Consider the following 24,620-nt stretch of genomic DNA (forward strand, 5'->3'; position numbering starts at 1 on the left):
CACTTTGGTTTCTTGGGGGGATCACCTTTTTAATCAACAAAACGCGTGAGTTGACTACTCAAGGCATACAGCGCAGGCGGGCGGCCAGCGACTCGAGATAAGACTCGGTCAAGGTAACCATCTTGATCTGATAACTTCGACATACCGGGCAGTCAGGGGTGGGATCAGGGACGTGATGACGTCTACAAGACTTACAGAAAATGGCACTGTCTTCGCCGGCGGCCGCGATACTCTGGGCGTCAATCACCGACAACTCAATTTGCTCGTCCAACTCTTTACGACGCTGTTTCTTCTCAGCTTCTCTCTGCAGACTTTCCTGAGACACGTTCTGGGCCAGGCGCACGAAGGTCCGTGCAGACCCCTTGGACCACTCCGTACCAGAGGACTGTTGCTGTCGACGATGAGTCTCCCAAATGTCCGCCCCTGACAACAGGACCTTAAACGATCGGCCTTGCGCAACCTCCGCAAGCAGGCCTCGCTTACGCAGCGCCTTTAAATAGGATAAGACAACGGCGTAGGGTGAACGAATGGCCTGGTTTTCAGCAGGATCCAGAAACCACACCCCTCGCAACTCATAGGCCTTCTTTTGATTCTCGGGGCGCTTCGAGTGGGCCTGTTTCAGTTGACTAAGCTGCAGGGCCCATGGCCGGACCCCCGCGGCTTTCTCAGCTATGGCCAAGGCCTTGGGCACGGACAACATCTCGCCTGGCGTGTTAGCGAGGATCAACTGTTCAAACACAGCGCTTTGCCACAGCCGTCGATCTTCTTTAAAAACCCACTCCTGGTCGATGGGAAGATTCAGGAAGGATGGCCATTGTCGCGGATTGAAACCCAAACGCAGCGCGACCGACGCTAGATGCGGCTCTGCGCGTTTGGACATCGTCGCAGACATATTGAGCCAACCGGTAAAATCATTAGCATATTCCAGCCGTTTTAGGGCCCCGAGCCAGGGTGCCCGTTCCAGTTCTCGCTGCTTTTCCTGGGCCTCTTGACGCTCGACCTTAAGCCGGGCTTGTTCTTCCTTTTGCATCTCAGCGGCTTTTTTACGTTCCAGGCGTTTGATTTCCTTCGGTACCCGAGCCTTCAGGGCCGCCTTCGCCGCCTGAACTTCTGGGAGCTCATCAAACAAAGAGCATCGATGCCACCAGCGCGAGGCTCGTTGTAGAACCTCCAGCTCAAGTTCAGACGAATCCAACACGGTTTCTTCAGACAGCCGGCTCAGATCGATTTCCATGACGTTATCAATGGCTCCTCCTTTTTCTTCCCCGACCGCATGAGTCACCAGGATTTCAATGTACAGCGGGGCGCCGTTTTTCAGCACCGCCGTGACATCAGGGATAAAACCGCTGTCCAGCTTTTTTTCTGACACCGCCGACTCGAATTGAACCTCTCGGGGTTCAAAGCTGACAGTTTCAGAGAGCGTCTCACCAAAGACCAAGGGAAAGGAGAAGGTCACGTCACGCTTGGGCAACCACACCCGACCGGCATCCAATAGGATCTGCTTGCCCATTTTGTGGATGGCCGTTTCATAGCCTCCCAAGCAGTTCTCGGCGCGGTGGTGCGCAAAAAACAAGCGGCCTGCCACACTGCGTTTCACGCTCAGTTTGGCGTCGCATTCGGGACAGTGACAATCGCACTGCTTTCCTCTTTCCACGGCATCCGGACGATACAGACGCCCGTCTTTTTCGCCGAAAGGCACGCGGAGTTTGCTGTAGGGGCTCGTTTCTGTCTTCACGCGTCCATCTTATCCAGTAACAGCAGGGCAGGGGTGGCTCAGCTCCGGCAGGGCTTTCTAAAACAGAGTTTCCGTACGGAAATTGCCAGAATTCGAGATAGAGAACAACGATTAGCGTCTTCTCCTAGGCGAGTTTATCAAGCGAACCCACTTGTTCTCGATTTCCTTGGGTGGACGCTAACTCGGCTCCCAGGTTGTTTAAACTAGCGGTATCTCGAGGACATGCGCTTGCGATTGAAAATCGTGACATCGTGGCTGACCACATGCCACGTCAGCAAATGCTGATGCCTGGACCCTCGTAAGGAAATGGGTGTCCAAGAAAAAGGAGTGATTGTAAGGTTGCAATGATCCGGGGAGTAAGTTCCATTGGGCCAATACATCCTGTGGCCAAACGCATATAGAAAGACTTCATCCTTGAAGTCTCTGCCTAATAGTTACCTAGGCAATGATCTCAAATGCGAGATCACGCTTTCCCACTTCCCGAAACGAAAGCGAGGGTAACTGCATACTTGAACAACCTTAGGCTTCGCCATTAGGTCCTCCTAAATACAAGTTGAAGGAGGGATCTCTTGAAAAGATTGATGCAACCGTCTACGCTTATCTGGACTGAGATGCGCGCTTTGTGACGTGGGCTGAGACCTCCTGACATAAAGCCGGTACACAGCTTGTAGAGAGCTGCTGACCCATCAACCTCGAATAGGCATCGATGTAGAGTCGATGCCTATTTTTCTTTGCGTACCCCCTTAAACGGCGTGCCGTCCTGCTTAACGTCCATAATTCTTCCTGTATCTGCGTCCCTCTTGGCCCAACTCCCAGACGGAGTCTGGAACTGCGAGCGTTTCCTGACAGCACCCTGTCGTCGGTTATCCCCAATTGGCGGGTTTGTAGCCATACATTCACCTCAATGTCGATTGCATAACATCCGTAAACCTATTCTACGGACTATCATAATTTTAACCTGATCATTTTGATGATGTCAAATGATCGTTTTGATGCTACTCTAGATTTATAATAATTAGACTACGAGGATGAGATGAACATTTCACAGGCGGTCAAAAAGCGTCTTGAGCATATTGAGTTCCTGTTATTTTTCCGAGGTTGGGTGTCGAGACATGATTTAACCCAACACTTTGGCATTGGGGCAGCTGCAGCAACGCGGGACTTCCGCAGTTATAACGACCTCTGCCCGCACAATATGTCACTCAATAACACGACAAAGCGATGGGAGGTAAACCCCAAATCATTTTCGCCACTCTTTGAGCATGCTGCAGCCACAGTCTTTGCAAAGCTTCGAAACTTAAAAATAGGCGATGCGCTAGGTATTGGACCCGTAGCTGTCCCGCCAAGACTCTCTCTCCCAAAAGTAGAGATACTTGCAGAAGTCACCCGCGCGATCGTCAACAAAAGTGCTTTAAAGGTTGACTATGTAGCTGCCTCAAGAGGGTCTGACAGTAGCGAAATAGTGCCTCACTCACTGGTGGATAATGGTATTCGCTGGCACGTCCGGTCTTACGATCGCGCACGCGGCTGCTTTTGGGATTTTGTTCTCGGTCGAATCACTTCGGCAGAATCTATACAGGGGCCTATCCAGCGTAAAGAGAGCATAGAGGGCGACGAGCAGTGGAATAGAATAGTGCGGCTAGAACTTGCGCCGCACCCCGATCGGGACAATGTACGTCATCCTGAAGCTATAGCCACCGAATACGGCATGGAAAACAATGTGCTCGTTCTGCCTGTGCGTGCTGCAATTGCGAGTTATTGGCTGAGACTGTGGAGCGTCGACTGTTCACCCGATCAATCAAAAAAAGGCAAAGAGTATCAACTCTGTTTGCGAAACCCTCTTGCGCTTTACGACATTCAAAATGCTCTTCTGGCTCCGGGATACAAAAAGCCCGGCTAAGTTGCTTTTGATATATTGCGTCAATAAACGGTCGTTTGTTGGACGTTTTCACCAACGATTCAAATGTCATTTTCACAAGGTGGCTGCACCAATTGACTGGATGCAACGCCCATTGTGAAGACGGCTCCTGACAGCGAAATATCAGCAGCCGTCTTCACCAATCTCCACTATTGGACTTACCCCGGTCCACTAGACACTCCTAGCCTACGATCACCTTCCTAAAGAAGGGGCGCAATTGTTTAATCGTCGAAGCTATTTATAGACTGTCCCAACCCGTTGCAACGCATCAGCAATAGACCACTCCGGTAGCTCTTGGTAGATCAGCGTGGTTGCTTCGTTGACGTGTCCTGCCACTTGCTGAGCCGCTTTGAGACCCGAGGCTTCTCCTTGGATAATTCCGGTCAACAGTGTACGTCGACCAGAATGTGACGATCCCTTTTCAATGCTCGCCCAGCGTCGGATCATCAAAGCAATGTGATCCTGAAGCGTATTAGGGGAATAGGGCCCACCTTTTTGCGATAGAAACAAGGGGTCGCTTGGTTTCAGCGATGGATCTTGATCCAAACGAACACACAAATAGTCTGTTAAGGCCTCCCTCAGTACCAGGTCTTTCATTGGCAAATCTCTCGATTTACCTTTCCGATTTTGGACTGGAGGATGGAAGTCTTCAGGTTTAATTTCAGCGCCGGCTTTCGCCAATTCTTCTACCTGGCGAAGCTTTTGATTGAACTCTTCGACCGTCATTGAAATCCGGCGCCGATGATATGGAGTTGTAGATCGCTTTGTCGCGCTGGAACCCTTGGTAATATTCGCTGGCAAAGCCAATATCTCTTTGAGGCGAAATCCAGTCGTTCGGTTGCCTTGAAACTCCAGCTCCGCTACTTCTTTTACCTGGAGAAGTGCGATCTCCTGTACTCGAAGACCAAGCTTGAAACTTACCTGGACGATAGCTGTGTTCTTTTCCGGCCATCGATGATTCTTGATAACACCCAGCAGGTGAGTAAATTGTTCTGGAGTGAGGACCCGGGCTTTACCGCTTTTACTCATTGCACGTTCCGGAAGAGGGCTTCTAAGAATTAATAATAATCCGTAATAATAGTATTATAACGGATTTTATCAACTGAGATAGATTGGACCCACAACAGCCTGTCTGTCGGTGTTTGAGTCTTTCCCTGTGATAATTGCAAAACCTCAGCTACCGTAGAGAAATTGCTCAAGTTCTTTAACACCACCAGGCTCAGTCATGAGTTGCTTCGGGTCCGTCCCACCGAAAATTGGATTTTGCGTGACGAACCAACGGTCGGCCGCTTGTTGCGAACCAAATTTCTCCACGGCCGCAACAATCAGATTTTGCTCAATCAAACGTCGAATCTTCTCAATCGGCAGGTAAAGCGTTTCCTGGCCATGGAACTTACGACCAATTCCCACAAAATCGTACTTCCCGAAAAAATTCTCGCTGTCCTGTGTCAATGGATCAACCAGAATAGCCACCCCAAGTTTAGTAACTGTAAACAGCTGCCAAGTCTGATAAAGAGCCTCTAAAAGCAGCTCTTCACCCACTCGCATCGGGGTTCCCTGGTAGGCATCATCAACACCAATCCAGGCCAATTTAAAGGCAGGCAAAGGGTAATGCGGATATTGACCGGAAATGTCCTGGTGCGCGATGGTGCATGACGTCAGTGTAAAAAAACCAGCAATCGGCGCCGGCAGATCACGCATGGTTTCGTGGTCAATTGCTACCCACGTTCTGTTAACGGATTGCTGAGCTTGCTTGTTGGCCTTCTTCTGGAGAAAGTCGTTTACATCAGCAAGCCCGCAATCAAATTTTTTCCTATCGTGATATTTCTTGTTCAGTTCCTCTAAAAGAAGCACTTTCCTGTTTCCGTTTGTGACGGCGTCGCATGGCTGCTGACAGAGAGTCGCCTACAGGTTCAGGTGACTGGCAAGCCGCCTGAAAGGCTGAAAAGGCCTCACTGTTCAACCGCACAACCTCTGCTTCCTCTATTGTCCGGCTCGCTTTCTCGCGAATCGCCTGCACGACGAATTCACTCAAATTCTTGGAGCCAACTAAAGCAGAAGCTCGCGACGCAAGGTTTTTGATTTCCGGATCCAATCGAAGATCCAGCCTTGCGACTTTAGTTTGCATATATGCCCCGTGCTGAAATCCTCTCTTTGGAGGTTTTTCCAGCTCCTCTCCGTTACTGTAGTTTTAGTAGGTTTAGTAGTGTTAGTAGATCAATGTTTAGAGAATTGCCATTAGGCAACATCTATAATGTACGGCAAACGTCCGTACAAATCAAATCACGCAAGACCAGAGATTGCTAAAAATCACCACCGTGTTGAAAAACACTTAACTGGTATCTGGGTCCAGCACCCTACTTGATTTCATTCTGGTTGCCGAAGGAGACGCCGTTCTTACTCTCCGCACCGGTACTAGGAACCGACCATGATCATACAAAACAGAACACTCAAGCAAAGCAGTTATCTGATAGACAGCATTTTTAACATTAGATTTGGCGGTGTTTAGGCGCCGCTTTTCAGAGACAAAATCGACAACATTGCGACCGGTTGGCGTAAGTAAATGTTTGTGCTTTGCAACGGTTTGGCGGGAAAGTCCTGAAGCTCCAGCAACAGCCTTCTGTGTCAGCGCAGTTCCCTGAGCCTCAAGATTGGCGACGGCTGTCCGAATCTTCTCTTCGGTCTTCTTAACACGCTCTTTGTGCGTGTACCTCGCTGCTAAACGCTGCTTCTCAGGCAGCGGTATTGAGCGATCTAACAGCATGGTTCCACGAGCACAATCGGCGGCGCCGTAATACTTTGACCAGGTCCAGCGAGTAATGGATTTTACTGTCGCACGAACCTGGCTCTGGCGAAGCTTGCCGGATTTGTAGTGACGTCCGGAAAATCGGTTCTTACTCCGTGCGTACTGCTCCACCCTCTTTATAAAGGAGCTTTCAGAGCCCTGCTCACGTTCCTGCCGCACGATCGCATAGGCAAAAAATCGAACTTGCTCGAACAAGGTACAGTGTCTGGAATGGCTGACGGTCTCCAGATCTGGAACGCCTCGCCATGGAGGTATGTACTCAAGCTCGCTCGCCGGCTGCAATTCACCAAGAGAGTATTCAGAATTATGAAGCTCCGTGGTCTGCCACCAGGGATGGCCCGGTGTTTTTGCCACAGGACCGCTGTACGCAAGATCCGCCTTTAATTTCAGCGCCATTGAGCGATAAACAGCTTTCATGAAATCAATCGGCTGCTGTCGGGCTTCAGGGCCTGTGAGAACCGGTGTGATCGCATAAAAAAGGTGAGCACTGCTGGTTTCCGGGTTACGAACGATGAGGTTGGGAGGCGGTAACGCTGCGTCTTCCCAAACCATCGGATTATCATGGTCTAAATCGAAAACCATCCAGGAAACAACATTTCGGCGATTGACCTGCATGTAGGGCCAATTCACCGCGTTCGCCCTCGGTTTGACGTAAGCCGCAGACTTATTGTCTGAACAGCGACAAAGGTAAGGTGCTTCGTTAAAGACCCGAATCAAAGATGAGCCAGGCTTCGAAAAAGCCTGGTTATCCGGCCTTACATCAGGTGATGTCGCCACGCTGAATTCCCCTTTCCATGGGTGAACAGAGCGTGTAGAGAGGTGCTATCGTCATTCTCTACCCTTATTTCTTGCAAAAGGGAGCCATGACGCGCTATATTGAAGGCTGTTCGTGTGTTCCTTCGTTTAGCGCGGAGCTCGCACATCAGGCACTCAAGTTGCAGCTTGGTGCCCATTTTCTTGAAAGGCCCGATTTACCAGATCGGGCCTTTTCTTTTATCTGTTAGAAAAGCATATTCAGTTCCTGTTGAGACTTGGTTTCTGGTTCTACCAGCCGAGGGATACGGGACAAATCCGACCCCTTCACTTGGTTCTGCCATCGATCATAATCGGCCTGCATTTCTAACCATTTCACCGCAGGAATCCCGAACCCTGCTTCCAGGCGCAGTGCCAATTCAACGGTTATGTCGGCCTCTCCTTTAATCAGGCGATAAAGCGTCATCCTTCCAATCTGCAGCGACTCCGCAGTTTGGCGCTTACTCAACTCGTGGCGCTCAATTTCGTGTCCCAGGTGAATTCCGGGATGGATCGGGGCGGCGCTGCTCATTTTGCGGTTCCTCCGATGACAACCTTTTCGAAGTGTATCATAGGCGATACATCGCGCAATTGTGTCACACGAGAAACAACCCAAGGAAGGTTTGTCACAACCTGATGACGGCAGGGGGCAACTGAACCACGGCGAGCGGCAACTCAATCACGGCAGAGAGCAACCAGATGACGGTTCTATCGCCACAAAAGTGGCCTAGAATTTCATTTCGACTCGATCAGCGTTCTCGCTGGCTGCGCGAGCGGCCTTCGCTTTTTCTTCTTCCGCCGCAAGCAGTGCCTTGTGCTTCCACTCTTTAATCAATTCCTTTTGATGACGACCACCATTTATGCCCGCTCCAGCCCAGTAAAAACCCTGCTGGTCCGATCGTCTTGCTTGAGAGACGCCGACGGTAATGGTCGTATCACCGTTTGTGCGAGTGGCCTGAAATTGAGGTACTGGTTTTCCGGTGAGCGTTTTCAGTGATGTGGTATCCCATTCACACGGTGAAATGGCGTACTTTTCGCAGAGCCCATCCTTGAATTCATCGGCTTGTTTCATCGGGATCAGCTGGGCAAAATTGATGTCGTAGAGTTCACCCGTTGGAAGCGACCTGGCAAAGAGAGTCGCATCTTCCACCTCAATGCGGTGAACTTTGAAGCCGTACTCTTTCCCCATTGGATCATCAGAGGTCACTAACTGCCCTTCAGCAAAATTTGAGGCGAGCACAGAATAATGGTCTCCAACTTTAACGCTCCGAATCGAATCAGCCAGCGTGAAGGAGCTCGTCAAAACCAAAAGATTGGCCACCAGAATGCGTATTTTTTTCATGCCTTTTCCCTTTGACAGTTTGAAAGCTGTCCAATGGACTACCCGTTGCGAGCGCAAAAGTGCTTTATGAACGGGCTCTCATTGGTATTTCGCCACTAACACTCCACTATGTCTGTGCTTATGCACTGACCTTCGCGAACTGCTGAACAACGTTCGCACTGATTTCCAGTGCCCAGTCTCTGACGACTGCAAACGGAAGATTCCCGCCCTCTTCTGGCATCGTAGAAAGAACGTCTTCTACAAACATCCTGTGCAGACTCATGGCCAAGGTAGAGCAGCGACCTATTGGTAGTTCGATTTCTTCACCTGGAAACACAATCGCCAAAATGTTGAGCGCGAGTGTCTCCAGCACCCCTTTTGATATGTGCGACGAATGAAAAGAGATAGAAGGATCCGTTGATACGACTTGATGGAAATTCGTGCTGAAACTGCCTGTCTTCTCATCCCGAAGACACACGAACAGTGAGGGTGGGATGGAGAATCCTTTCGTGAGAGCGATCATGAGTCCGTTTCCTCAATATATGTCCTTATATAGGAGGAGAGTCTATGTTACGGAATGTAAAGTGTCTGTAGTAAGAAACAGACAAAATTTGTCTTAAAAAACCTACAGGGTTTTATCCCGAAGCCGACTACTCAAAAGAAAAATACCGTTGCGCGTCTCGACCCCCAGCTTTTCGCAGAGTCGGTTCACGTAGGAGCTGACCGTTTGCTGCTTTACCCCAAGGAAGTCACAGATTTCCTTGTTAGTCATGCCGTCCCAGATCAGGTTAAGTGTTTGGGTTTCACGATGCGACAAACAGTCCAGAGCGTTCACAGACGCAGATTTAGAGCTGGATAAAATCCCACCGGCCGCACCGCGACCAACCCGAGTAATCAGGTGTATGGCTTCATCGAATCCCCGGTGGAGATCTATATACCCTGCACACCCTCTCGCAATCAAAACTTCTGGTGCAGAGACAATGCCCAGGACAACTATTTGCACCTGCGGAAATTGCGTTTGAATTTTCGGTAGGTCCCTGAACCCAGATTGTTTCAGGAGGTCTGAATCCACAAGGATCAGGTCAGTGGCCTCAACACTCTCCCACAATGCCTTCAAAGATTCGATTTGATGAGCCACGTAGAAATCGGGAAGGCCATTGATGGCCGAAGCAAAGACATCAGCAATCAGCCGATAAGGATAAATGATTGTAATATTCACATAACTCATCGTGCCGTCTCCGTAGGAGCTACGATGAGCAGATCCCCTCTAAACCGATCTTTATCCGCGTCAAGATCCAGACTACCGCCAAGGCTTTGCAGCTCTCGAATGATCAAAAGAAGCAGAGCGTTTCGGCGCAAAGTTTGTGGGTCCTGGTCGCCACACGGGTCAAGGATGCTGTCCCCGAAAGGAGCGCCAGCGTCGAATGACAGGGAAATTTTCTTTTCATAGTCCTGGTGCTGGAAATAACTGCCGCCGAGTCCTTCAGGGCATTCTTTGAGTAGCATCCACCAATAAAAAAGCGCTCTCCGGCCAGAGTCAGGCCACTCCGAGCCCAACGACATCAATGACTCAATCGTGGAAAGGAAATCTAGAGCAAGCTCCTGCTCCTGGGCTTTATCTACAAGCAACAAGTCAGACCAATCATAAGGTTGCGCCACTGACGATAGGTCTAAAATTTGAAAGAAGGTGGAGCAAACACTGGATCCGAAACCCAAAGCCTGGCAAATCTGGACAATATCTCGTTCACGCTCGCCGCGAATAGCAGCCCACCGCTCATTTGCCGCCAATACACGGCGCCTTTCCCGCTCAACTTCTTGCAAAAGCTTCGCATGGGATCGTTTCACAAACTCACGAACTTCGATGGGATCCCAAGGTTTCTCAAGGTAACCATCAATACCGGCTTCATTTATACAAACCCGCAGCGGTGCCACATCTGCAAAAGCGGTCATTACCAATCGGCGCATCCGCGAAAACTTTTGGCTCACTAATTTGAGCACTTCATCCCCTGTCATTCCCTGCATTCGCTGATCACTGATCAAAACATCAAAGTGTTCACCAGCCTCCAGCGCACTGATCAGCTCAGACCCGCTGCAGAATGTTTGGATCTGGAAATCCTCGCCAAACTCCCACCTAAAAGCGCGCAGCGTTCGAGGCTCATCGTCCACCAGGGCAACAGAGATCGGCAGTGCGGTCATAAAGCCGCCCCCTCCATCCGGGTTTCTGCCGTGGAAATCGCAGAAGCCTTCAACGTATCCTTGATTGCCTGCGAAAGCTCAGCCAAGTCAGTAATGCGAGTTATTCCAATACCATTTACCGCCGCTTTTATATCGCTAGCAGTCGGATTCTCCGTGAGCAGGATTCGATGCACAGGAGTTGGAAGCCAAGGGGGATTGGCCAACCATAGCCGAGAGGGCTCATGGAGAATGAGTACCGCTCCCACCGGTATTGGCGGCAGAGGATCGTCATAGCCGTGAAATATGATGATGTCGCCAGCAAGATGACGACTGATCACATCAGGTTGCCCTGAAATGCAGTGAATCACACACAGTCCTTGTGGTGTTGACGTTAGGTATAATCCTATTTTTCTGTATCGGCAGCGCTAAATCTGCTGACCAGTACCCATTTTAGCGATATGTCGTCCGGTTTTGTGGCTCCGTCCCCGGAAATGGTCCCCAAACTTTCGTATCTTTGCACGCAAAGGACTGTAATAGAAGGTTATAAAATGACAACGCAGACTCCCAGGGAGACGGGTATAAACGGTTTCAGGTGCTTGGCATTTAATGAAAATGCACCGGGCACACCCGTTGTTCTGATCCACGGCCTTCTTTGCTCCATCTATTTCTGGTGGCCCGCTCATCTGTCAGTGTTTGGCAATCGCCCCATCTTTATAATCGGTTTGCCTGGGCACTACCCATCGGCCGCGATCAGTCCATCATCAAGACTATCGGCAGACAGTCTTGCCGCCGCCGTAATTGAGCAAGTGAATTACCTTCTGGGCCCTACCGCACCGTTTATTCTTGTTGGGCACTCCACAGGCGCACACGCAGGAATCGCAGCAGCAGCAACGACTCCCGATCGCGTTCAAGGCCTTATATCCATTGGCGGTGCTGTTACCGGAAAAGAGGAAGGCGGCATTTATGCTGCCTTTCAATGGATGGCCAACAAGCTGGGCGCTTTCGGGCGTGCGCTTATTTCGCCGGCGTTACGAGCCAGTTCTCTAACGCTGGGCATTCACAAAATGTTCATCGGCGATGTACTGGCCGAGCCCAAGAAGATCGTCAAGAAACCCGAGTTCCAGGCCTACCTGCCCTACTACTTTCCCGCCCTTCGAAAAATTAGCGGCTCATCTATGGGGGTGTACTTCAGGGACCTGGCCAATATGGATCTGAGCGACATCATTCCGAGCATTCGCTGCCCGGTATTAGTAATGTGTGGAAACCGCGACCCGTATGTGGCTATCTGGCGCACCGAAGAGCTGGCATCGTTGTTTCCGAACAGCCGCATCGCTGTAATAGAAGGCAGCGGCCACATGCCAATGTTTGAAAACTGGCCTCAGTACCAAGCGGCCATAGAGACCTTCATGGCCAAGGCGGGCCGGAAAAATGATCAAGTCGCTTACGCGTAGCCTCGCTCAATTCAGCCCAGCTTTCGGCGACGTCTCGCACCTTAAGCATTATCGCCCCGCTTACAAACAAAAGAATTTAGCGGATCGGGCTTACCTGAACCGAATTGGCTGCCTAATTTCCATCATCATCGTCACGCTGGGCATCCCTCTTGACTACGTTGTTTACCCGGACCATTTCGTTCAGTTCGCTTTTTTGAGAATCGCCGAAGTCGTATTTCTCATGGCAATGTATGCGATCACGACCCTGCCCAGCGTTAAGCCCTATCTGTTTTTAGTTACAACTGCTTTTACTTCTTCCGTCATTCTCACGGTAGTGATCATCATTTATCAGACGGAGGGCGCAACATCGACCTATTACGCAGGTATCAATCTGGTGTTGCTGGGTATCGGCTTCATGCTGGGCCTTACTTTTAAAGAAGCCCTGTTCTACACCTTTCTGACACTCGCAAGCTATCTGGCAGTGAGCGCAGCATCAGGCATCCCAGAGGGTGCCTGGCGCATCGTCATCAACAATTCCTACTTCATATTTCTGACGGGCGTTGTAGCCAACATCGCAGCGTATTTTTCAGAAAGGGAACGGTTCTATACGTTCTGCCAGGAACAGGAAATTCAGAGAAAGAATGAAGAGCTGGAAGAAATGGACCGACTCAAATCGGAATTTCTTGCCAACGTGTCTCATGAACTTCGCACGCCGCTGACCGTTATTGTGGGGCCCGCCAAGCACCTCCTGGCTACCGAGGGCGACCGCCTTTCGCTCCAGGCCCGGGAAGTCATTGAGCGAATAGTCAGAAATGGCTCCCGATTAATAAAGCTCGTGAATGATGTGCTAGAGGTCATGAGTTTTGAATCTGGTAGAAAACAGCCGAAGCTTTCCCCTTTAGCATTTGATCAGATTGTCAGATCCACGGCTTCTCAGCTCTCGGCTTTGTTCAGTGCTGAAAGCGGTAGAAGCCTCACAGTAACAGTCAACAGTGACGTTGTTCCGGTCTTGGGAAGCGAAATGCAGTTAGAGCGCGTTTGCTTCAACCTGATCCAGAACGCCTTTAAATTTTCACCAGTGAAAAAAGGTGAAGTTGTTGTTTCCCTCCGCAAGCAGGGCGATCAGGCCATTTTGACCGTCACTGATAATGGCATCGGTATTGATCCTAAAGACCATGACGTGATTTTTGAGCGGTACCGACAAGCTGACGGGTCACAAACCCGTCGCTTCCATGGCACTGGTATTGGCCTGGCGCTTGTCAAAGAGATTGTCACCTCGCACGGCGGCAGTATCAGCGTGAAAAGCAAATTGGACGCAGGTGCGACATTCACAGTATCACTTCCTCTATGCCATCAGGATATTCCAGCTTCCGTGGCGATTGATGATGATCGAGCGGACGTGTTCCGAAGCGCAGAGGTCGATTATCTCACCTGTTTCTCGAATGAGGCTCCGGAAAGTCAGAGCAATAAACCACTATGTCTTGTGGTTGATGACGAACCAGACATGGCAGCTTACATAAGAACGGTATTGTCATCCGACTTTCAGGTTCGAATCGCATCTGACGCTTACGAGGGGCAACAATTATTTGAGCAACTGAAGCCGAGCTGCCTTATCAGCGACCAGATGCTTCCTGGCATGAGCGGAACTGAATTTGTTACCTGGTGTAGACAACATCCACACGGTCAAACCGTTCCGATCATTATGCTCACAGCCAAGAACGATCCTTCGACAGAACAAGCAGCCGCCGACGCCGGCGCTGATGCTTTCCTGATAAAGCCATTCGATGCGGTTGAACTTCGACAATCACTCCACGATCTGATGCGATCCCCCATAAGGGCTATGAGCGAACGCCCGACGCTGGTCATCGTTGACGATGAAAGGGACATCGCAGCCGTTCTCATGGATCTTTTGCAGAGTAATTACGATATTGAGTGGGTATCAGAAGGCGGCACTGCCGTTGAAGTCATTCGCCAGCGTCAGCCGACAGCAGTGCTTCTCGATCACATGCTGCCTGATAAAGATGGTATCGACATCCTAATAGAGCTTAAAGAAAGCAAGGATCTTAAATCGATTCCGGTCATCCTTCTGACTGCCAACACCAAAGGCAATGTTCGAGAACAGGCATTAAGACTCGGCGTAGACGATTTTCTCTCAAAGCCATTTTCCGGACCAGAGCTTACCACTCGACTATTCAATCTTATCAAGCGAACCCGACTCGAAAGGATGCTGGAAGCAAAAAATAACGATTTGGAGAAGGCGGTAAGTGACCTGAAAGCCAGCGAAGCCCAGCTGATCCATTCGGAACGGTGGAGAACCCTCAACCATTTTGCAGGAGGCCTCATCCACGAAATTGGCAACCCTCTCAATTACGCTTTATCGGCTGCCCGCGTTGCAGCGAACCACGGTGACGACATGGTGCGAAGCGAGGCGCTAGCCGATGCCACAGAGGGACTTCAAAGAATTCAGCTTATGATCAGAGAACTGAGAGATTTCCTGGCGCCAACATCAGCACCTGAATTGGAATTGGAACCAACGCTGTTGTCCAAAGTGATTCAGCGTGCCGCTAAGCTCAACGCCGATCGTCTGTCCGGAATTGAATTCTCGGCTCACGGAGTTGAGGTATATGTCCTGGTTTCCGAGTCGGCCCTCATGCACGTTCTCGGAAATTTGATTGATAATGCGCTGGATGCTCTTCTAGGGAGCTCGGTAGAGAGTCCGCGCATCAAGATTGCTGGAAAGATTCGTAAGGAGGATCAGCATCTAATTTTAGCCATTTCGGACAATGGGCCTGGAGTTCCATCCCATCTCGATTCCCAGATTTTTGAACCCTTCATCCACTCCAATAAATCCAGTGGTCTCGGGCTGGGCCTTTCCATCTGTAAGACTCTTGTTGAGAAAATGGGAGGTCTAATCGTTCTTGAACCAAGCCAGCACGGCGCTACATTCAAACTCACGTTGCCACTCGCTCAACAACGGCTCCCCTGCTCCCCCCCCCGCAACAGAGACCGAAGCTCGCTGAATTAGCCGCCCGTTTTGAGATTCAGGTTGTATATCCGATCCTGATTAATTCATATAAAATTAATCACATTCGTAAACAATTATAAGTTTGATCCTTTTCAAACGGATTGAATTCTCTAACAAGTTGCATCACCGGACGCCGCCATGCGCGCTGCGCCGGTGTGCAAAGCATGAGGCAGTCAATGACAACCGCGAAAAAAGCCGAAAGAACCCTGCAACAAGTTAAGATGCCAGATGACCTTCACCGATCCATTAAAATGAAGGCCGTACAAGACGACGTCTTGATGCAAGAAGTGTTCGATGAAGCCATGGAGAAATTGATCGCGGACCGCAAGACAAAGAAAATTCAGTACCTCGCCTCCCCCCGCGAGGGCAAATCCCGATCTTTTTGGCTACGAGATTCAATTCTTGCTGGGGTACAGGCCGCAGCAGAAGAGGATAGCGTTCCAGTGAATCGCGTCGAATACACCGCGTTGGTCCGCTTTTTCGAATAGACCTCTAAGTGTTTAAGTGGCCGAGAGACCATAATTGTTCGAATTTGGCTAAGGCGGGTTAACCCTCCAAGTGTGGGCCATCGCGCTTTATAAACAAAAGCGAACATTTTCGAGGCGTATTTCACACTGCCAATAATGACCGCTTTTCTAATAAAAAGCGGACCTTTTTGCAATGCCCAAAAGGGCTATTTTGGGCGGGCCTGGATAGGTGCTCCAGCGCCAGCATAAGCAGGGCCCGACCGGGGCGTCCGGGGTAAGTCCATTGGTCTTTCTCAGCATCGGGAGACAGCAACTAAATTATTGATCAGAAGTTTAATGGATCAGGCTGAGCAGGATTGTGGTTACAGCGACGATGAAATATAATAAGAATGTATATCATTATTATTTATATTTGACTCGGAGTCACCATGTTTCAGGCCCTTATCCCGAGTGATCCTTTCGCATCCGGACCCATTGCCAAGCTCATCGACATGGGTGGCCCGGTCATGGCTGTGCTTTTAGTCATGTCTCTGGCGGGCATGATTACCTTTGTTTATCTGATGTTGTATGGCGCTTTGTTCGCGCCCCGCTATACCCGTCCTCTCCGGCGGGCAGTGCAGGAGTGGAAGCAGGAGCCAGACCAGAAGGTCATCGACCACCTGCGCAGTCAGACCCGGGGGGTTAGTCGGCTTAATCCACTGCATCCGCTGGTCCTGATGACCATGAACGGCAAACTGCGCGGTGAGCCTGAAAGTAAGATTCGCGAAATGGTATCCCAGAAAGCCCAGCAGGTGCTGACTCCGTTTGAGGCCCCTCTGAAGATTATTGAAGTCATTGCCGCTCTTGCGCCCCTGCTAGGTCTTCTCGGCACAGTAATGGGCATGATGGAGGCTTTCAGCACCATGGCCGCAGCCGAGGGCAGAGCCAGTGCCTCTCAGCTCAGCGGCGGCATCTACCAGGCCCTTACGACGACTGCTGCAGGCCTGATTGTTGCCATTCCGTTTGCAGCGCTGGCGGCCTGGATCGAATTTCGCCTGCGCCGGCTCCAGGGCACGATGAATTTGGTGCTGATTGAAACAATTAACAACGTCACGGGCAATGCCGACGAAACAGCTGGCGCATTCGGCGCCAACACAACCTCCGAAAGTGAAGATCGTCCGACAACCACCCCTCCCCAGCCCGCAACCATGCCTGTCGCTTCAGAGGTCGAGTGGCAGGGCCGTCAGACCGTATCCAATGCTATTCGTTGAGCCCCGGCCCGCGCGGCCACTGGCAATCAGAATGACACCACTGATTGATGTAGTGTTCATTCTGCTGGTGTTTTTCATGCTAACCACACGGCTTCTGCCGGTTAATCTTCTGGAAGTCAGCACCGAAGTGCAGTCAGAATCCGGTGGCCATCAGGGTGAGCAGGTGCCTGAAATACGCATTTTGGCCGGGCAACAACTTGAGTGGAACCACCAGATCTATCCGCTCAATGACCTTGTTCGCCAGCTCACAGGCGCAGCTATTGATCGGGTCAATGTTACATCCGCACCCGACGCCAATGTTCATGACTTTACCCTAGCGCTCAGCACTCTGGGCGCGAGCGGCATTGAGCCCAACTGGATGCGAGCAAAAGACGGGGATGTTGACCGATGAAAGACTCGCTCTCTCCCGCTTCCTCTGGGCCACTTTCCCCATCCTTCACGGCTGCCCCTAAATCACTGATGGAAAGAGTTGAAGATGCCTTACTACCGCTGATTAACCTGGTTTTTCTGCTGCTGATGTTTTTCATTGTCGCCGGCGAAATGCAGAATCGGGTGCTTCCAGATTTGCCAGGCACAATTGCAGAAGAGGCCAGTGCCAGGGTTCAGGCCGACCTGGTGGTACTGGCAACCGGTGACTGGCAGGTCGATGGCAAAAACGTCGTCGCAAACAGTCTGTTCCGGCACCTGCCGGCTTCCGACAGCAAGCCCTCGCTGACTGTTGGCGCTGCCGCTGGCACGGCCATGGCTGACCTGGAATCCTTGTTCAGTCTTTTGGCCGATGAGGGGTATCAGGACATTGTTCTGCTGACGGAGCCGTCGGGGGCATGAACCGGGGGGCTTCGATTCGCTGGTTGTTACTGCTGACATCGGCGATTATCACCTTTGGCGCGCTTGCTCTGGCACTACCGCCCGCCATACGGGAAATCAATCTGCAGGGCGCCACCAGCGTCAACCAGGCACCGGCGGTGAGAATCCGGTTGGCCAGTCCTCAGAAGCCTGCCCCGCAGCCGAAAACCGAAACGTTCGAACCTGAGCCTCAACCTGAACCAGAACCAGAGCCAGAGCCAGAACCTGAACCAGAGCCAGAGTCAAAACCTGAACCAAAGCCTGAGCCCAAACTATCACCCGCGCCACAGCCGGTTCCAGAATCCGAAACCTTGGTAGAAATCGTCGAAGCCGACGCATCGAAAAGTGAAGAGCCTTCAGAGGATGTCACGGAGAAACAGGCTGAAGAAGAGAATGCCAGCCAGCAGGTGGAACTCAGCGCCGGAGATTCGTCCGAGGTAGACAGCTACCTGACTGAACTCAGCCGACACCTGAGCCGGTTCTACGAATACCCGCGCCGGTCACGCCGTCTAGGCCAGGAAGGTTCACCCGTAGTGGTGTTCGAATTTAACCGCGACGGCACCCTGGTGCGGCATTCAATAGGCAGGTCCTCAGATCACTCATTTTTGGATGACGCCGCCCTGGATATGCTTAAAGCTGCGGAGCCTCTGCCTGCAGTACCTGAATCCATGAGAGGAGAGAGTTTTACTTACGCATTGCCGGTTAGGTTCAGCCTACGCTGAGCAATTTCTTGCGTGATTAGCAAGCTCGCGCCATGGCCGGTTTGGTCAAATGGCGTAGAAGTCGAGCTCATCAGTCATTTCCGCCGCCAGCCCGAGCTCGTCATTTTCCGGCCGCGGCTCTGCGGGCGATACCGTAAACTTTGTGACCAAGAAGCCGATGCTGGAAGACCACAACCGGGTAGAAATCTCAGTAGGCACGGATGAATTACTGCGCACGACGGCAGATCTTAACCGCCGAATCGATGATAACGGGTTCTACCTCTTTGCCATGGACAGCTATAAAAAGAAGGTGGGCATAAGACGAAACACCCTGAATGCTGCCGCCGATTTCGTAACCGCATTCCGTTTGGAGAGAGAGGCTTACCCTGTAAAAAGGACCGCTTTGAGAACGAAGGCGTTACGCCCGAATCTGAATGTCCGCTTTGCGACCAGGCCGAGCTTCCCAAACTCTTAAACAAAAGCGAACTTTGGTTGCTTTAAAGGTCGTCCATGCGCCCTACCTGGCGAGCGAGACGCATGGATTCGTTCTGCTCCATGGTCAACAGTGATTCCAGCAGTTCCTTTGCTTCTGGAATCTCGGCCTTTCCAACCAGTGTCTTGTAGAGATCAATAATCTGATCGTGGAAGTCAAAGACCTCGCGGGAGATGCCAGCGAAATCCAGCTTTGCGTAGGGCTCGTCGCAGGTTCGGTGAGTTTTGATCGGGTTATGAGAGAGGTAGTCGATAACTCGGGTCTCCAGAGCCTTCGCATCTCCCTGGCGCTCAAACTCGTTTACGATGCGCTCCATCTCGGACTCATGGGTTGCCAGGTAGTCCAACAGCGCCCTTGCCCGTTCCTCTTCATTCTTTGTTGCGCAATGGGACATGCAACGTGCCAGGTTGGCATGAAGATCCCGTGTCCACTCAATCAGCTCTCGAAATGTTCTAATGTCCATTCCAGATTACCTCTTACACATGGTTAATGATGTTGGATGCAAAAACACGTCCTTGTTCGGACCCAGGAGGGAGTCGGTGACGTTCTGCCAGCAAACCACATTCACCTGAATTCAAACTGAATGACCAGAGCGGTCCGGCTCGGACGTTGATCTCAATCAAATGCCTCATCGCCCGACAAAAATAACATTGTCGTAGCTTGACGTATGACCAGATCAAAGGTTTTATATTGAATACGAGTGACATCAGGATCGCTATAGCCGTTCAACTCATGGAAACCAACATGCCTTCTCGCCAATTCCTTGCAGCATTGTTAAGCATTCTGCTGTTCATCGGCGGCCCGACTCAGAGGCTTGCCGGGGTAGCGAATGCCGATGCGGCGAACACGAGCATCAGCGCAGCCGACTGGGACGGAATGACCCAGACCAGGGCCAGTACCTCAGGCATAAATCATTCCAAAATGGCTGTGGATTGCGATACCTCCGAGCAACAAAATTGTCACCGGGCGGCCTCTCACTGCGCTTCAGCTTCGGTTTATGGCATGGCCACAGCAACATCAGTGCCTTCCATTCAAACTGCTGCCCACGTTGACGCCATACCTTTCTGGGCGGTTTACCGCAGCCCGATTTCCGATGTCCTGACGCCCCCTCCTGACACCCTCTCCTGATCCTCTCACAGCTTCATCACCGTGGGCCGCAACGCCCGGAAAACCGGATTTACATTCATATTAACAGGCTGGGCCGGCTTCACAGAGTCATAGGCGGGCAAACCTGTCAGGAGATCACCATGAAGACCAGAAAACTTGCCCTTTACACTGGCGTAGCTGTCATTGCGCTCGCCGCCGGTGCCACCACGCTGGCAATCCAGGCCAACGAATCCGCCGAAACATCACCCCCTCCGGCCTCGATCAGCCAAGCCGGGCCTGCCATTACCATCTATAAAAGCCCAAGCTGTGGCTGCTGCGAGGGGTGGGTTGAGCACCTTGAGGCCAGCGGCTTCAAGACCCGGGTAATCGATACCGACGACGTCAGTGCGATCAAGCAGACCCATGGCGTACCCGGAGAGCTAGCCTCCTGTCACACCGGGCTGATCGGTGACCTGGTAATCGAGGGCCATGTGCCGGCGGACGATATCCTCGCTTACCTGGAAAACCCCCAATTCAATACCGTCGGACTGACAGTTCCGGGTATGGTCCAAGGCAGTCCCGGCATGGAAACCGGGCGGAAGGACGACTACCAGGTTATCGCCTTCCGCGCCAACGGCCAGCAAAGCGTATTCCGCGAACACAGCGATTACTGAGACCAGTCCCTGCCAACGGCAAGGAATACCACGGATTCTGGAGATTCTGAATGCCAGACCTTGCAACCTGGGGCACCCTGGCCGCTTTTCTCGGCGGCCTGGTGTCCTTCTTCTCACCCTGCACCCTGCCACTGGTTCCGGGCTACTTGTCCGTGGTTACCGGTGGTGCCGTAACCGAGGCCTCGAACCGGCTCAAAGCCCTGTGGCTGAGTGTCTGTTTTGTGCTCGGCTTCAGCCTGGTATTTGTTGCCCTGGGCGCAAGCGCAAGCCTTCTGGGGCAATGGCTGATGGCCTACCGTCAGGAAGCCAATCTGGTGGCCGGCGTACTGATTATTCTCATGGGCCTGTTCATGCTGAGCTGGTGGAGCATGCCAGCCCTGCAACGGGACTGGCGTCTAGGGCATACGCTGGAGGGCGGGCGACCGACCGCCGCTTTCGTGCTGGGGGTGGCATTCGCCGTCGGCTGGACGCCATGTATCGGCCCCATACTCGGAGCCATACTGGCACTCAGCTCAACCCATGCCAACGCGGAAACGGGCATGCTGTATCTTGCGGTGTATTCGCTGGGTCTGGCGCTGCCATTCCTTGGAACCGCACTGTTCATCGAGCACTTTCGCGAGCGGATGCGAGGGTTCAGTCGTTGGAGCAGACCACTGAGGGCAGTGGCGGGGCTGGGGCTGGTGTTAATGGGCGTGATGGTGTTAACCGGCCAGATGACCCGCTTTGCTTCGTGGATGCTATCCACCTTTCCGGTTCTGGGGGATCTGGGCTAGTAGATAAAGAAACTCCCGGCTCAAATATTCCGGGAGGTTTTTATGGCTTCGGGTCGATAATAGATTCCTCTTCGTGTTAAGACAATCAGACCGCCTGAACGACTTCAGAAAGCATATCCCTGACTTTCCCGGCAACCTGCTTGAGGTCTTCATTATCAATGGCGGACATGGAAGCCACCGGATCCACTGCACTTACCTCAATGCCCTCCGAAACCTCACGAAGAATAACGTTGCAAGGCAGCATGGCACCCACGCGAGGCTCCACACCGATGGCTTCCCAGGCCATGCCAGGATTGCAGGCCCCGAGAATCCGATAAGCCGACATGTCCTTGTCCAGCTTTTTCTTCATGGTGGCTTTGACATCAATTTCCGTCAGTATCCCGAAACCGTGGTCGGTAAGGGCCTGGCGCGCTCTTTGATCTACGCCCTCGAAATCTGCATCTTTGATAATTCGATTGATCGTGTATGACATGGCTATCTCCAATGATTCGGAAGTTCATTGTTTATTGATTGAGCTTCACCACCCTCAAACGCAGCGCATTCACTATCACGCTGACTGAGGACAGCGACATGGCGGCCGCTGCAAAAATCGGCGAAAGCAGTATGCCGAAAAACGGATACAGAACTCCTGCCGCAATAGGAACGCCAGCAGAGTTGTATATAAATGCAAAAAACAGGTTCTGCCGGATATTGCGCATAGTCGCCAGAGACAAACGGCGCGCTTCCACAATACCCATCAAATCGCCGCGCAGCAGGGTAATGCCGGCGCTTTCAATGGCCACATCGGTGCCGGTGCCCATGGCCACACCGACATCCGCCGTTGCCAGTGCAGGCGCATCGTTTACGCCGTCACCCGCCATCACGACAACACGGCCTTCATCTTTCAGACGCTGGACGATCTTGCCCTTATCTTCCGGCAGGACTTCCGCTTCCACTTCGTCGATATGCAGTTTTCGGGCGACTGCTTCAGCTGAAGTGCGGTTATCGCCGGTCAGCATGACCACCCGGATGCCGTCTTTTTGCAGCGCGGAAATAGCGGCTTCGGTGGTTTCCTTGACCGGGTCGGCGATGGCTAACAACCCCGCGATGCTTCCGTCGACGGCGGCAAAAATCACGGTAGCGCCATCCTTTCGGAGCTGGTCGGCTTCGCCGTCAAATGTCGCAGTGTCGACATTCTCTGACTCCATGAGAAGGCGGTTGCCAAGTAGCACCCGCTTGCCGTCGATTCGACCGGTGACCCCTTTGCCATTCGGGGAGTCAAAGTCTTCCGCATCAGGAAGCTTCACGTCCATGCCCTTGGCTTTATCGAGAATGGCGTGAGCCAGTGGATGCTCACTGCCTTTCTCCAGGCCGCCGGCAAAGCGCATCAAACTACTGTCATCGAAACCATTTGCCGCGACGATTCGGGTGACTTGCGGCTTGCCCTCCGTCAGCGTGCCGGTTTTATCGACCACCACGGTGTCCACCTTTTCCATTCGCTCCAGCGCTTCCGCGTCGCGGATCAGCACACCACTCTGGGCACCGCGCCCGACACCCACCATGATCGACATGGGCGTTGCCAGGCCCAAAGCACAGGGACAGGCAATAATCAGTACGCTCACAGCGGCAATTAACCCAAAGGCCATGGGCGGTGCTGGCCCAAAGAATGACCAGGCGATAAAGGCGATAATGGCGATCACAATTACGGCCGGCACAAAGTATCCTGCCACCTTGTCTGCCAGCCCCTGGATCGGCGCGCGGCTACGCTGGGCGCTGGCCACCATCTGCACGATCTGGGACAGCATGGTATCGCGGCCAACTTTGTCGGCCCGCATGATGAAGCTGCCCTGCTGGTTTATGCTGCCGCCGATCACTTGGTCGCCGGATTTCTTGCTGACCGCCAGGGGCTCGCCGGTCACCATGGACTCATCCACGTTGGAGCTGCCTTCGAGCACCTCGCCGTCCAGCGGGACCTTGTCACCGGGGCGCACCCGCAGGCGGTCACCGACCTTTACCTGATCCAGCGATACATCGGACTCACCGTCATCATCGTCCAGTTTTCTGGCGGTGGCGGGCGCCAGGTCAAGCAGAGCCTTGATGGCACCGGAGGTTTTCTCCCGGGCCCGCAATTCCAGTACCTGCCCGAGCAATACCAACACCACAATGACCGCAGCCGCCTCAAAGTACACCGCCACCGAGCCATCGTCCTGCCGGAAGGCGCCCGGGAATACCTGGGGTGCAAGTGTGGCTACCAGGCTATAGATCAACGCCACACCGGTACCAATGGATATCAGTGTGAACATGTTCAGGTTGCGACTGACCAGGGATTTCCAGCCCCGGACAAAGAAGGGCCATCCACACCAGAGCACCACTGGCGTTGCAAGCACCAGCTGAATCCAGTTGGACATCTGAGGAGCAACAATATGGTCAAGCCCGGTCAGGTGCCCGCCCATTTCCAGCACCAGGACCGGCAATGTCAGAACCAGGCCAATCCAGAACCGGCGGGTCATGTCCTTGAGTTCTGCCGACGGCCCGTCGTCCAGGCTCACCTGCTCTGGCTCCAGGGCCATCCCACAAATGGGGCAGTCCCCCGGGCTTTGCTGGCGAATTTCCGGATGCATGGGGCAGGTATACATGGTGCCCGGCGCTACCGGCTCTTGCTGCTTCTTTTCCTCACCGAGGTACTGTTCCGGGTCCTCGTCAAACTTGGTCTGGCAGCGTGACGAGCAGAAATACCAGGTTTTGCCACCGTGTTCGCTGCGGTGCTCTGCCGAGTGGGGATCCACCGACATGCCGCAAACCGGATCCTTCACTGCGTGCTCCCCGGCAGCTTTTTGATCATGACTGTGGTTATGACTGTGGTTATGACTGTCATGGTGGTGGGCGTGTTGATGCTCAGCCATTCTGATCTCCTGTTTTATCGGCGGGCCAGTCTGCAAATGCAATGAAATACAGCAGAACCAGATTGACGATAGGGATCAGTATCAGTACACCCATCCACCCCGGATACCCCGTGCGCTGGCAAATACGCCAGGCCGGAATGACGACCACAATGGCAATCACCAGCATCCACAGCCAGTGGCCTGCCCACATGGTGTTCCCGAACATGTTATCTCCCATCATGGCAATAGCCTCACTTCCTGATTCTG

At 52.4% G+C, this 24,620-nt stretch carries 26 protein-coding genes; 11 read left to right on the top strand and 15 right to left on the bottom strand.

What is annotated here, in order from left to right; translation table 11 throughout:
• Positions 1–58: 58 nt before the first annotated feature.
• Entirely contained in the window at positions 59–1,735 is a 1,677-nt protein-coding gene (locus QPL94_RS19585) for a competence protein CoiA family protein (protein WP_285359601.1), read from the bottom strand.
• 1,033 nt (positions 1,736–2,768) lie between these two features.
• Between QPL94_RS19585 and QPL94_RS19590 the strand changes: the two genes are divergently transcribed.
• On the top strand, positions 2,769–3,635 hold the full coding sequence (locus tag QPL94_RS19590; protein WP_285359602.1) for a BrxR family transcriptional regulator: 867 nt from the start codon (positions 2,769–2,771) through the stop codon (positions 3,633–3,635).
• A gap of 252 nt (positions 3,636–3,887) precedes the next feature.
• Here QPL94_RS19590 and QPL94_RS19595 read toward each other — a convergent pair whose 3' ends face one another.
• The 10 genes from QPL94_RS19595 to QPL94_RS19640 form a co-directional block, all read right to left on the bottom strand.
• Positions 3,888–4,682 carry a tyrosine-type recombinase/integrase gene (locus QPL94_RS19595; protein ID WP_285359603.1) on the bottom strand — a complete coding sequence of 265 codons (795 nt, stop codon included), beginning with the start codon at positions 4,680–4,682 and terminating at the stop codon, positions 3,888–3,890.
• A gap of 144 nt (positions 4,683–4,826) precedes the next feature.
• Positions 4,827–5,507: an antitoxin Xre/MbcA/ParS toxin-binding domain-containing protein gene (locus QPL94_RS19600; RefSeq protein WP_285359604.1), complete on the bottom strand. Its 681-nt coding sequence runs from the start codon at positions 5,505–5,507 to the stop codon at positions 4,827–4,829.
• Positions 5,467–5,781, bottom strand: a complete 315-nt coding sequence (locus QPL94_RS19605) for a type II toxin-antitoxin system TacA family antitoxin (RefSeq protein ID WP_285359605.1) — start codon at positions 5,779–5,781, stop codon at positions 5,467–5,469. The genes QPL94_RS19600 and QPL94_RS19605 overlap by 41 nt, the downstream gene beginning before the upstream one ends.
• Positions 5,782–5,985: 204 nt before the next feature.
• Positions 5,986–7,236 (bottom strand): replication initiation protein, encoded by a 1,251-nt coding sequence (locus QPL94_RS19610; protein WP_285359606.1) that lies wholly within the window; start codon positions 7,234–7,236, stop codon positions 5,986–5,988.
• A gap of 223 nt (positions 7,237–7,459) precedes the next feature.
• Positions 7,460–7,783, bottom strand: a complete 324-nt coding sequence (locus QPL94_RS19615; protein WP_285359607.1) for a HigA family addiction module antitoxin — start codon at positions 7,781–7,783, stop codon at positions 7,460–7,462.
• 195 nt (positions 7,784–7,978) lie between these two features.
• Entirely contained in the window at positions 7,979–8,593 is a 615-nt protein-coding gene (locus QPL94_RS19620) for a hypothetical protein (protein WP_285359608.1), read from the bottom strand.
• 118 nt (positions 8,594–8,711) lie between these two features.
• Positions 8,712–9,095 (bottom strand): hypothetical protein, encoded by a 384-nt coding sequence (locus QPL94_RS19625; RefSeq protein ID WP_285359609.1) that lies wholly within the window; start codon positions 9,093–9,095, stop codon positions 8,712–8,714.
• 102 nt (positions 9,096–9,197) lie between these two features.
• The gene (locus QPL94_RS19630; protein ID WP_285359610.1) at positions 9,198–9,800 is read right to left on the bottom strand and encodes a helix-turn-helix transcriptional regulator; all 603 of its coding nucleotides are present in this window, start codon (positions 9,798–9,800) and stop codon (positions 9,198–9,200) included.
• Positions 9,797–10,768, bottom strand: a complete 972-nt coding sequence (locus tag QPL94_RS19635) for a response regulator (protein WP_285359611.1) — start codon at positions 10,766–10,768, stop codon at positions 9,797–9,799. The genes QPL94_RS19630 and QPL94_RS19635 overlap by 4 nt, the downstream gene beginning before the upstream one ends.
• Positions 10,765–11,115, bottom strand: a complete 351-nt coding sequence (locus QPL94_RS19640) for a hypothetical protein (RefSeq protein WP_285359612.1) — start codon at positions 11,113–11,115, stop codon at positions 10,765–10,767. The genes QPL94_RS19635 and QPL94_RS19640 overlap by 4 nt, the downstream gene beginning before the upstream one ends.
• A gap of 228 nt (positions 11,116–11,343) precedes the next feature.
• Here QPL94_RS19640 and QPL94_RS19645 point away from each other — a divergent pair, with 228 nt between their 5' ends.
• The 7 genes from QPL94_RS19645 to QPL94_RS19675 all read left to right on the top strand — a co-directional run bounded on the left by QPL94_RS19645 (position 11,344) and on the right by QPL94_RS19675 (position 18,487).
• Positions 11,344–12,198, top strand: coding sequence for an alpha/beta fold hydrolase (locus QPL94_RS19645; protein ID WP_285359613.1), 855 nt, complete (start codon positions 11,344–11,346; stop codon positions 12,196–12,198).
• Positions 12,176–15,202 carry an ATP-binding protein gene (locus tag QPL94_RS19650; protein ID WP_285359614.1) on the top strand — a complete coding sequence of 1,009 codons (3,027 nt, stop codon included), beginning with the start codon at positions 12,176–12,178 and terminating at the stop codon, positions 15,200–15,202. The genes QPL94_RS19645 and QPL94_RS19650 overlap by 23 nt, the downstream gene beginning before the upstream one ends.
• Before the next feature lie 176 nt (positions 15,203–15,378).
• On the top strand, positions 15,379–15,690 hold the full coding sequence (locus tag QPL94_RS19655; protein WP_285359615.1) for a hypothetical protein: 312 nt from the start codon (positions 15,379–15,381) through the stop codon (positions 15,688–15,690).
• 407 nt (positions 15,691–16,097) lie between these two features.
• Entirely contained in the window at positions 16,098–16,919 is an 822-nt protein-coding gene (locus QPL94_RS19660) for a MotA/TolQ/ExbB proton channel family protein (RefSeq protein ID WP_285359616.1), read from the top strand.
• Between the two features lie 31 nt (positions 16,920–16,950).
• Entirely contained in the window at positions 16,951–17,310 is a 360-nt protein-coding gene (locus QPL94_RS19665) for an ExbD/TolR family protein (protein ID WP_285359617.1), read from the top strand.
• The gene (locus tag QPL94_RS19670; protein WP_285359618.1) at positions 17,307–17,747 is read left to right on the top strand and encodes an ExbD/TolR family protein; all 441 of its coding nucleotides are present in this window, start codon (positions 17,307–17,309) and stop codon (positions 17,745–17,747) included. Before QPL94_RS19665 ends, QPL94_RS19670 begins: the two co-directional genes overlap by 4 nt.
• Positions 17,744–18,487 (top strand): energy transducer TonB, encoded by a 744-nt coding sequence (locus QPL94_RS19675; protein ID WP_285359619.1) that lies wholly within the window; start codon positions 17,744–17,746, stop codon positions 18,485–18,487. Before QPL94_RS19670 ends, QPL94_RS19675 begins: the two co-directional genes overlap by 4 nt.
• 476 nt (positions 18,488–18,963) lie before the next feature.
• Here QPL94_RS19675 and QPL94_RS19680 read toward each other — a convergent pair whose 3' ends face one another.
• On the bottom strand, positions 18,964–19,422 hold the full coding sequence (locus QPL94_RS19680; protein WP_041338076.1) for a hypothetical protein: 459 nt from the start codon (positions 19,420–19,422) through the stop codon (positions 18,964–18,966).
• 269 nt (positions 19,423–19,691) lie between these two features.
• Here QPL94_RS19680 and QPL94_RS19685 point away from each other — a divergent pair, with 269 nt between their 5' ends.
• The 3 genes from QPL94_RS19685 (at position 19,692) to QPL94_RS19695 (ending at position 21,492) form a co-directional block, all read left to right on the top strand.
• A complete protein-coding gene (locus tag QPL94_RS19685) occupies positions 19,692–20,087 on the top strand; it encodes a hypothetical protein (protein ID WP_285359620.1) in 396 nt (131 codons plus the stop codon).
• Positions 20,088–20,206: 119 nt separating this feature from the next.
• The gene (locus QPL94_RS19690) at positions 20,207–20,719 is read left to right on the top strand and encodes a DUF411 domain-containing protein (protein WP_041338074.1); all 513 of its coding nucleotides are present in this window, start codon (positions 20,207–20,209) and stop codon (positions 20,717–20,719) included.
• 50 nt (positions 20,720–20,769) lie between these two features.
• Positions 20,770–21,492, top strand: a complete 723-nt coding sequence (locus QPL94_RS19695; protein ID WP_285359621.1) for a cytochrome c biogenesis CcdA family protein — start codon at positions 20,770–20,772, stop codon at positions 21,490–21,492.
• An 85-nt stretch (positions 21,493–21,577) separates the two neighbouring features.
• Here QPL94_RS19695 and QPL94_RS19700 read toward each other — a convergent pair whose 3' ends face one another.
• Genes QPL94_RS19700 through QPL94_RS19710 form a run of 3 tightly spaced genes read right to left on the bottom strand, consistent with a single transcriptional unit; the run spans position 21,578 to position 24,594 of the window.
• Positions 21,578–21,964: a DUF302 domain-containing protein gene (locus QPL94_RS19700; RefSeq protein WP_285359622.1), complete on the bottom strand. Its 387-nt coding sequence runs from the start codon at positions 21,962–21,964 to the stop codon at positions 21,578–21,580.
• 31 nt (positions 21,965–21,995) lie between these two features.
• Positions 21,996–24,374, bottom strand: coding sequence for a heavy metal translocating P-type ATPase (locus QPL94_RS19705; RefSeq protein ID WP_502881564.1), 2,379 nt, complete (start codon positions 24,372–24,374; stop codon positions 21,996–21,998).
• Complete coding sequence (locus QPL94_RS19710) at positions 24,367–24,594, bottom strand: DUF805 domain-containing protein (protein ID WP_022990675.1); 228 nt, start codon at positions 24,592–24,594, stop codon at positions 24,367–24,369. Before QPL94_RS19710 ends, QPL94_RS19705 begins: the two co-directional genes overlap by 8 nt.
• Positions 24,595–24,620 lie beyond the last annotated feature (26 nt).

Source organism: Marinobacter sp. SS13-12, from assembly GCF_030227115.1.
In the GTDB taxonomy this organism is placed as follows: Bacteria; Pseudomonadota; Gammaproteobacteria; order Pseudomonadales; family Oleiphilaceae; genus Marinobacter.

What these genes read in the sequence shown, in the direction of transcription:
- QPL94_RS19590 (WP_285359602.1), top strand. Translation starts at nt 2,769, where the DNA reads ATGAACATTTCACAGGCGGTCAAAAAGCGTCTTGAGCATATTGAGTTC.
- QPL94_RS19595 (WP_285359603.1), bottom strand. Translation starts at nt 4,682, where the DNA reads ATGAGTAAAAGCGGTAAAGCCCGGGTCCTCACTCCAGAACAATTTACT.
- QPL94_RS19605 (WP_285359605.1), bottom strand. Translation starts at nt 5,781, where the DNA reads ATGCAAACTAAAGTCGCAAGGCTGGATCTTCGATTGGATCCGGAAATC.
- QPL94_RS19615 (WP_285359607.1), bottom strand. Translation starts at nt 7,783, where the DNA reads ATGAGCAGCGCCGCCCCGATCCATCCCGGAATTCACCTGGGACACGAA.
- QPL94_RS19620 (WP_285359608.1), bottom strand. Translation starts at nt 8,593, where the DNA reads ATGAAAAAAATACGCATTCTGGTGGCCAATCTTTTGGTTTTGACGAGC.
- QPL94_RS19625 (WP_285359609.1), bottom strand. Translation starts at nt 9,095, where the DNA reads ATGATCGCTCTCACGAAAGGATTCTCCATCCCACCCTCACTGTTCGTG.
- QPL94_RS19630 (WP_285359610.1), bottom strand. Translation starts at nt 9,800, where the DNA reads ATGAGTTATGTGAATATTACAATCATTTATCCTTATCGGCTGATTGCT.
- QPL94_RS19635 (WP_285359611.1), bottom strand. Translation starts at nt 10,768, where the DNA reads ATGACCGCACTGCCGATCTCTGTTGCCCTGGTGGACGATGAGCCTCGA.
- QPL94_RS19650 (WP_285359614.1), top strand. Translation starts at nt 12,176, where the DNA reads ATGATCAAGTCGCTTACGCGTAGCCTCGCTCAATTCAGCCCAGCTTTC.
- QPL94_RS19655 (WP_285359615.1), top strand. Translation starts at nt 15,379, where the DNA reads ATGACAACCGCGAAAAAAGCCGAAAGAACCCTGCAACAAGTTAAGATG.
- QPL94_RS19660 (WP_285359616.1), top strand. Translation starts at nt 16,098, where the DNA reads ATGTTTCAGGCCCTTATCCCGAGTGATCCTTTCGCATCCGGACCCATT.
- QPL94_RS19665 (WP_285359617.1), top strand. Translation starts at nt 16,951, where the DNA reads ATGACACCACTGATTGATGTAGTGTTCATTCTGCTGGTGTTTTTCATG.
- QPL94_RS19670 (WP_285359618.1), top strand. Translation starts at nt 17,307, where the DNA reads ATGAAAGACTCGCTCTCTCCCGCTTCCTCTGGGCCACTTTCCCCATCC.
- QPL94_RS19675 (WP_285359619.1), top strand. Translation starts at nt 17,744, where the DNA reads ATGAACCGGGGGGCTTCGATTCGCTGGTTGTTACTGCTGACATCGGCG.
- QPL94_RS19680 (WP_041338076.1), bottom strand. Translation starts at nt 19,422, where the DNA reads ATGGACATTAGAACATTTCGAGAGCTGATTGAGTGGACACGGGATCTT.
- QPL94_RS19685 (WP_285359620.1), top strand. Translation starts at nt 19,692, where the DNA reads ATGGAAACCAACATGCCTTCTCGCCAATTCCTTGCAGCATTGTTAAGC.
- QPL94_RS19690 (WP_041338074.1), top strand. Translation starts at nt 20,207, where the DNA reads ATGAAGACCAGAAAACTTGCCCTTTACACTGGCGTAGCTGTCATTGCG.
- QPL94_RS19695 (WP_285359621.1), top strand. Translation starts at nt 20,770, where the DNA reads ATGCCAGACCTTGCAACCTGGGGCACCCTGGCCGCTTTTCTCGGCGGC.
- QPL94_RS19700 (WP_285359622.1), bottom strand. Translation starts at nt 21,964, where the DNA reads ATGTCATACACGATCAATCGAATTATCAAAGATGCAGATTTCGAGGGC.
- QPL94_RS19705 (WP_502881564.1), bottom strand. Translation starts at nt 24,374, where the DNA reads ATGGCTGAGCATCAACACGCCCACCACCATGACAGTCATAACCACAGT.
- QPL94_RS19710 (WP_022990675.1), bottom strand. Translation starts at nt 24,594, where the DNA reads ATGATGGGAGATAACATGTTCGGGAACACCATGTGGGCAGGCCACTGG.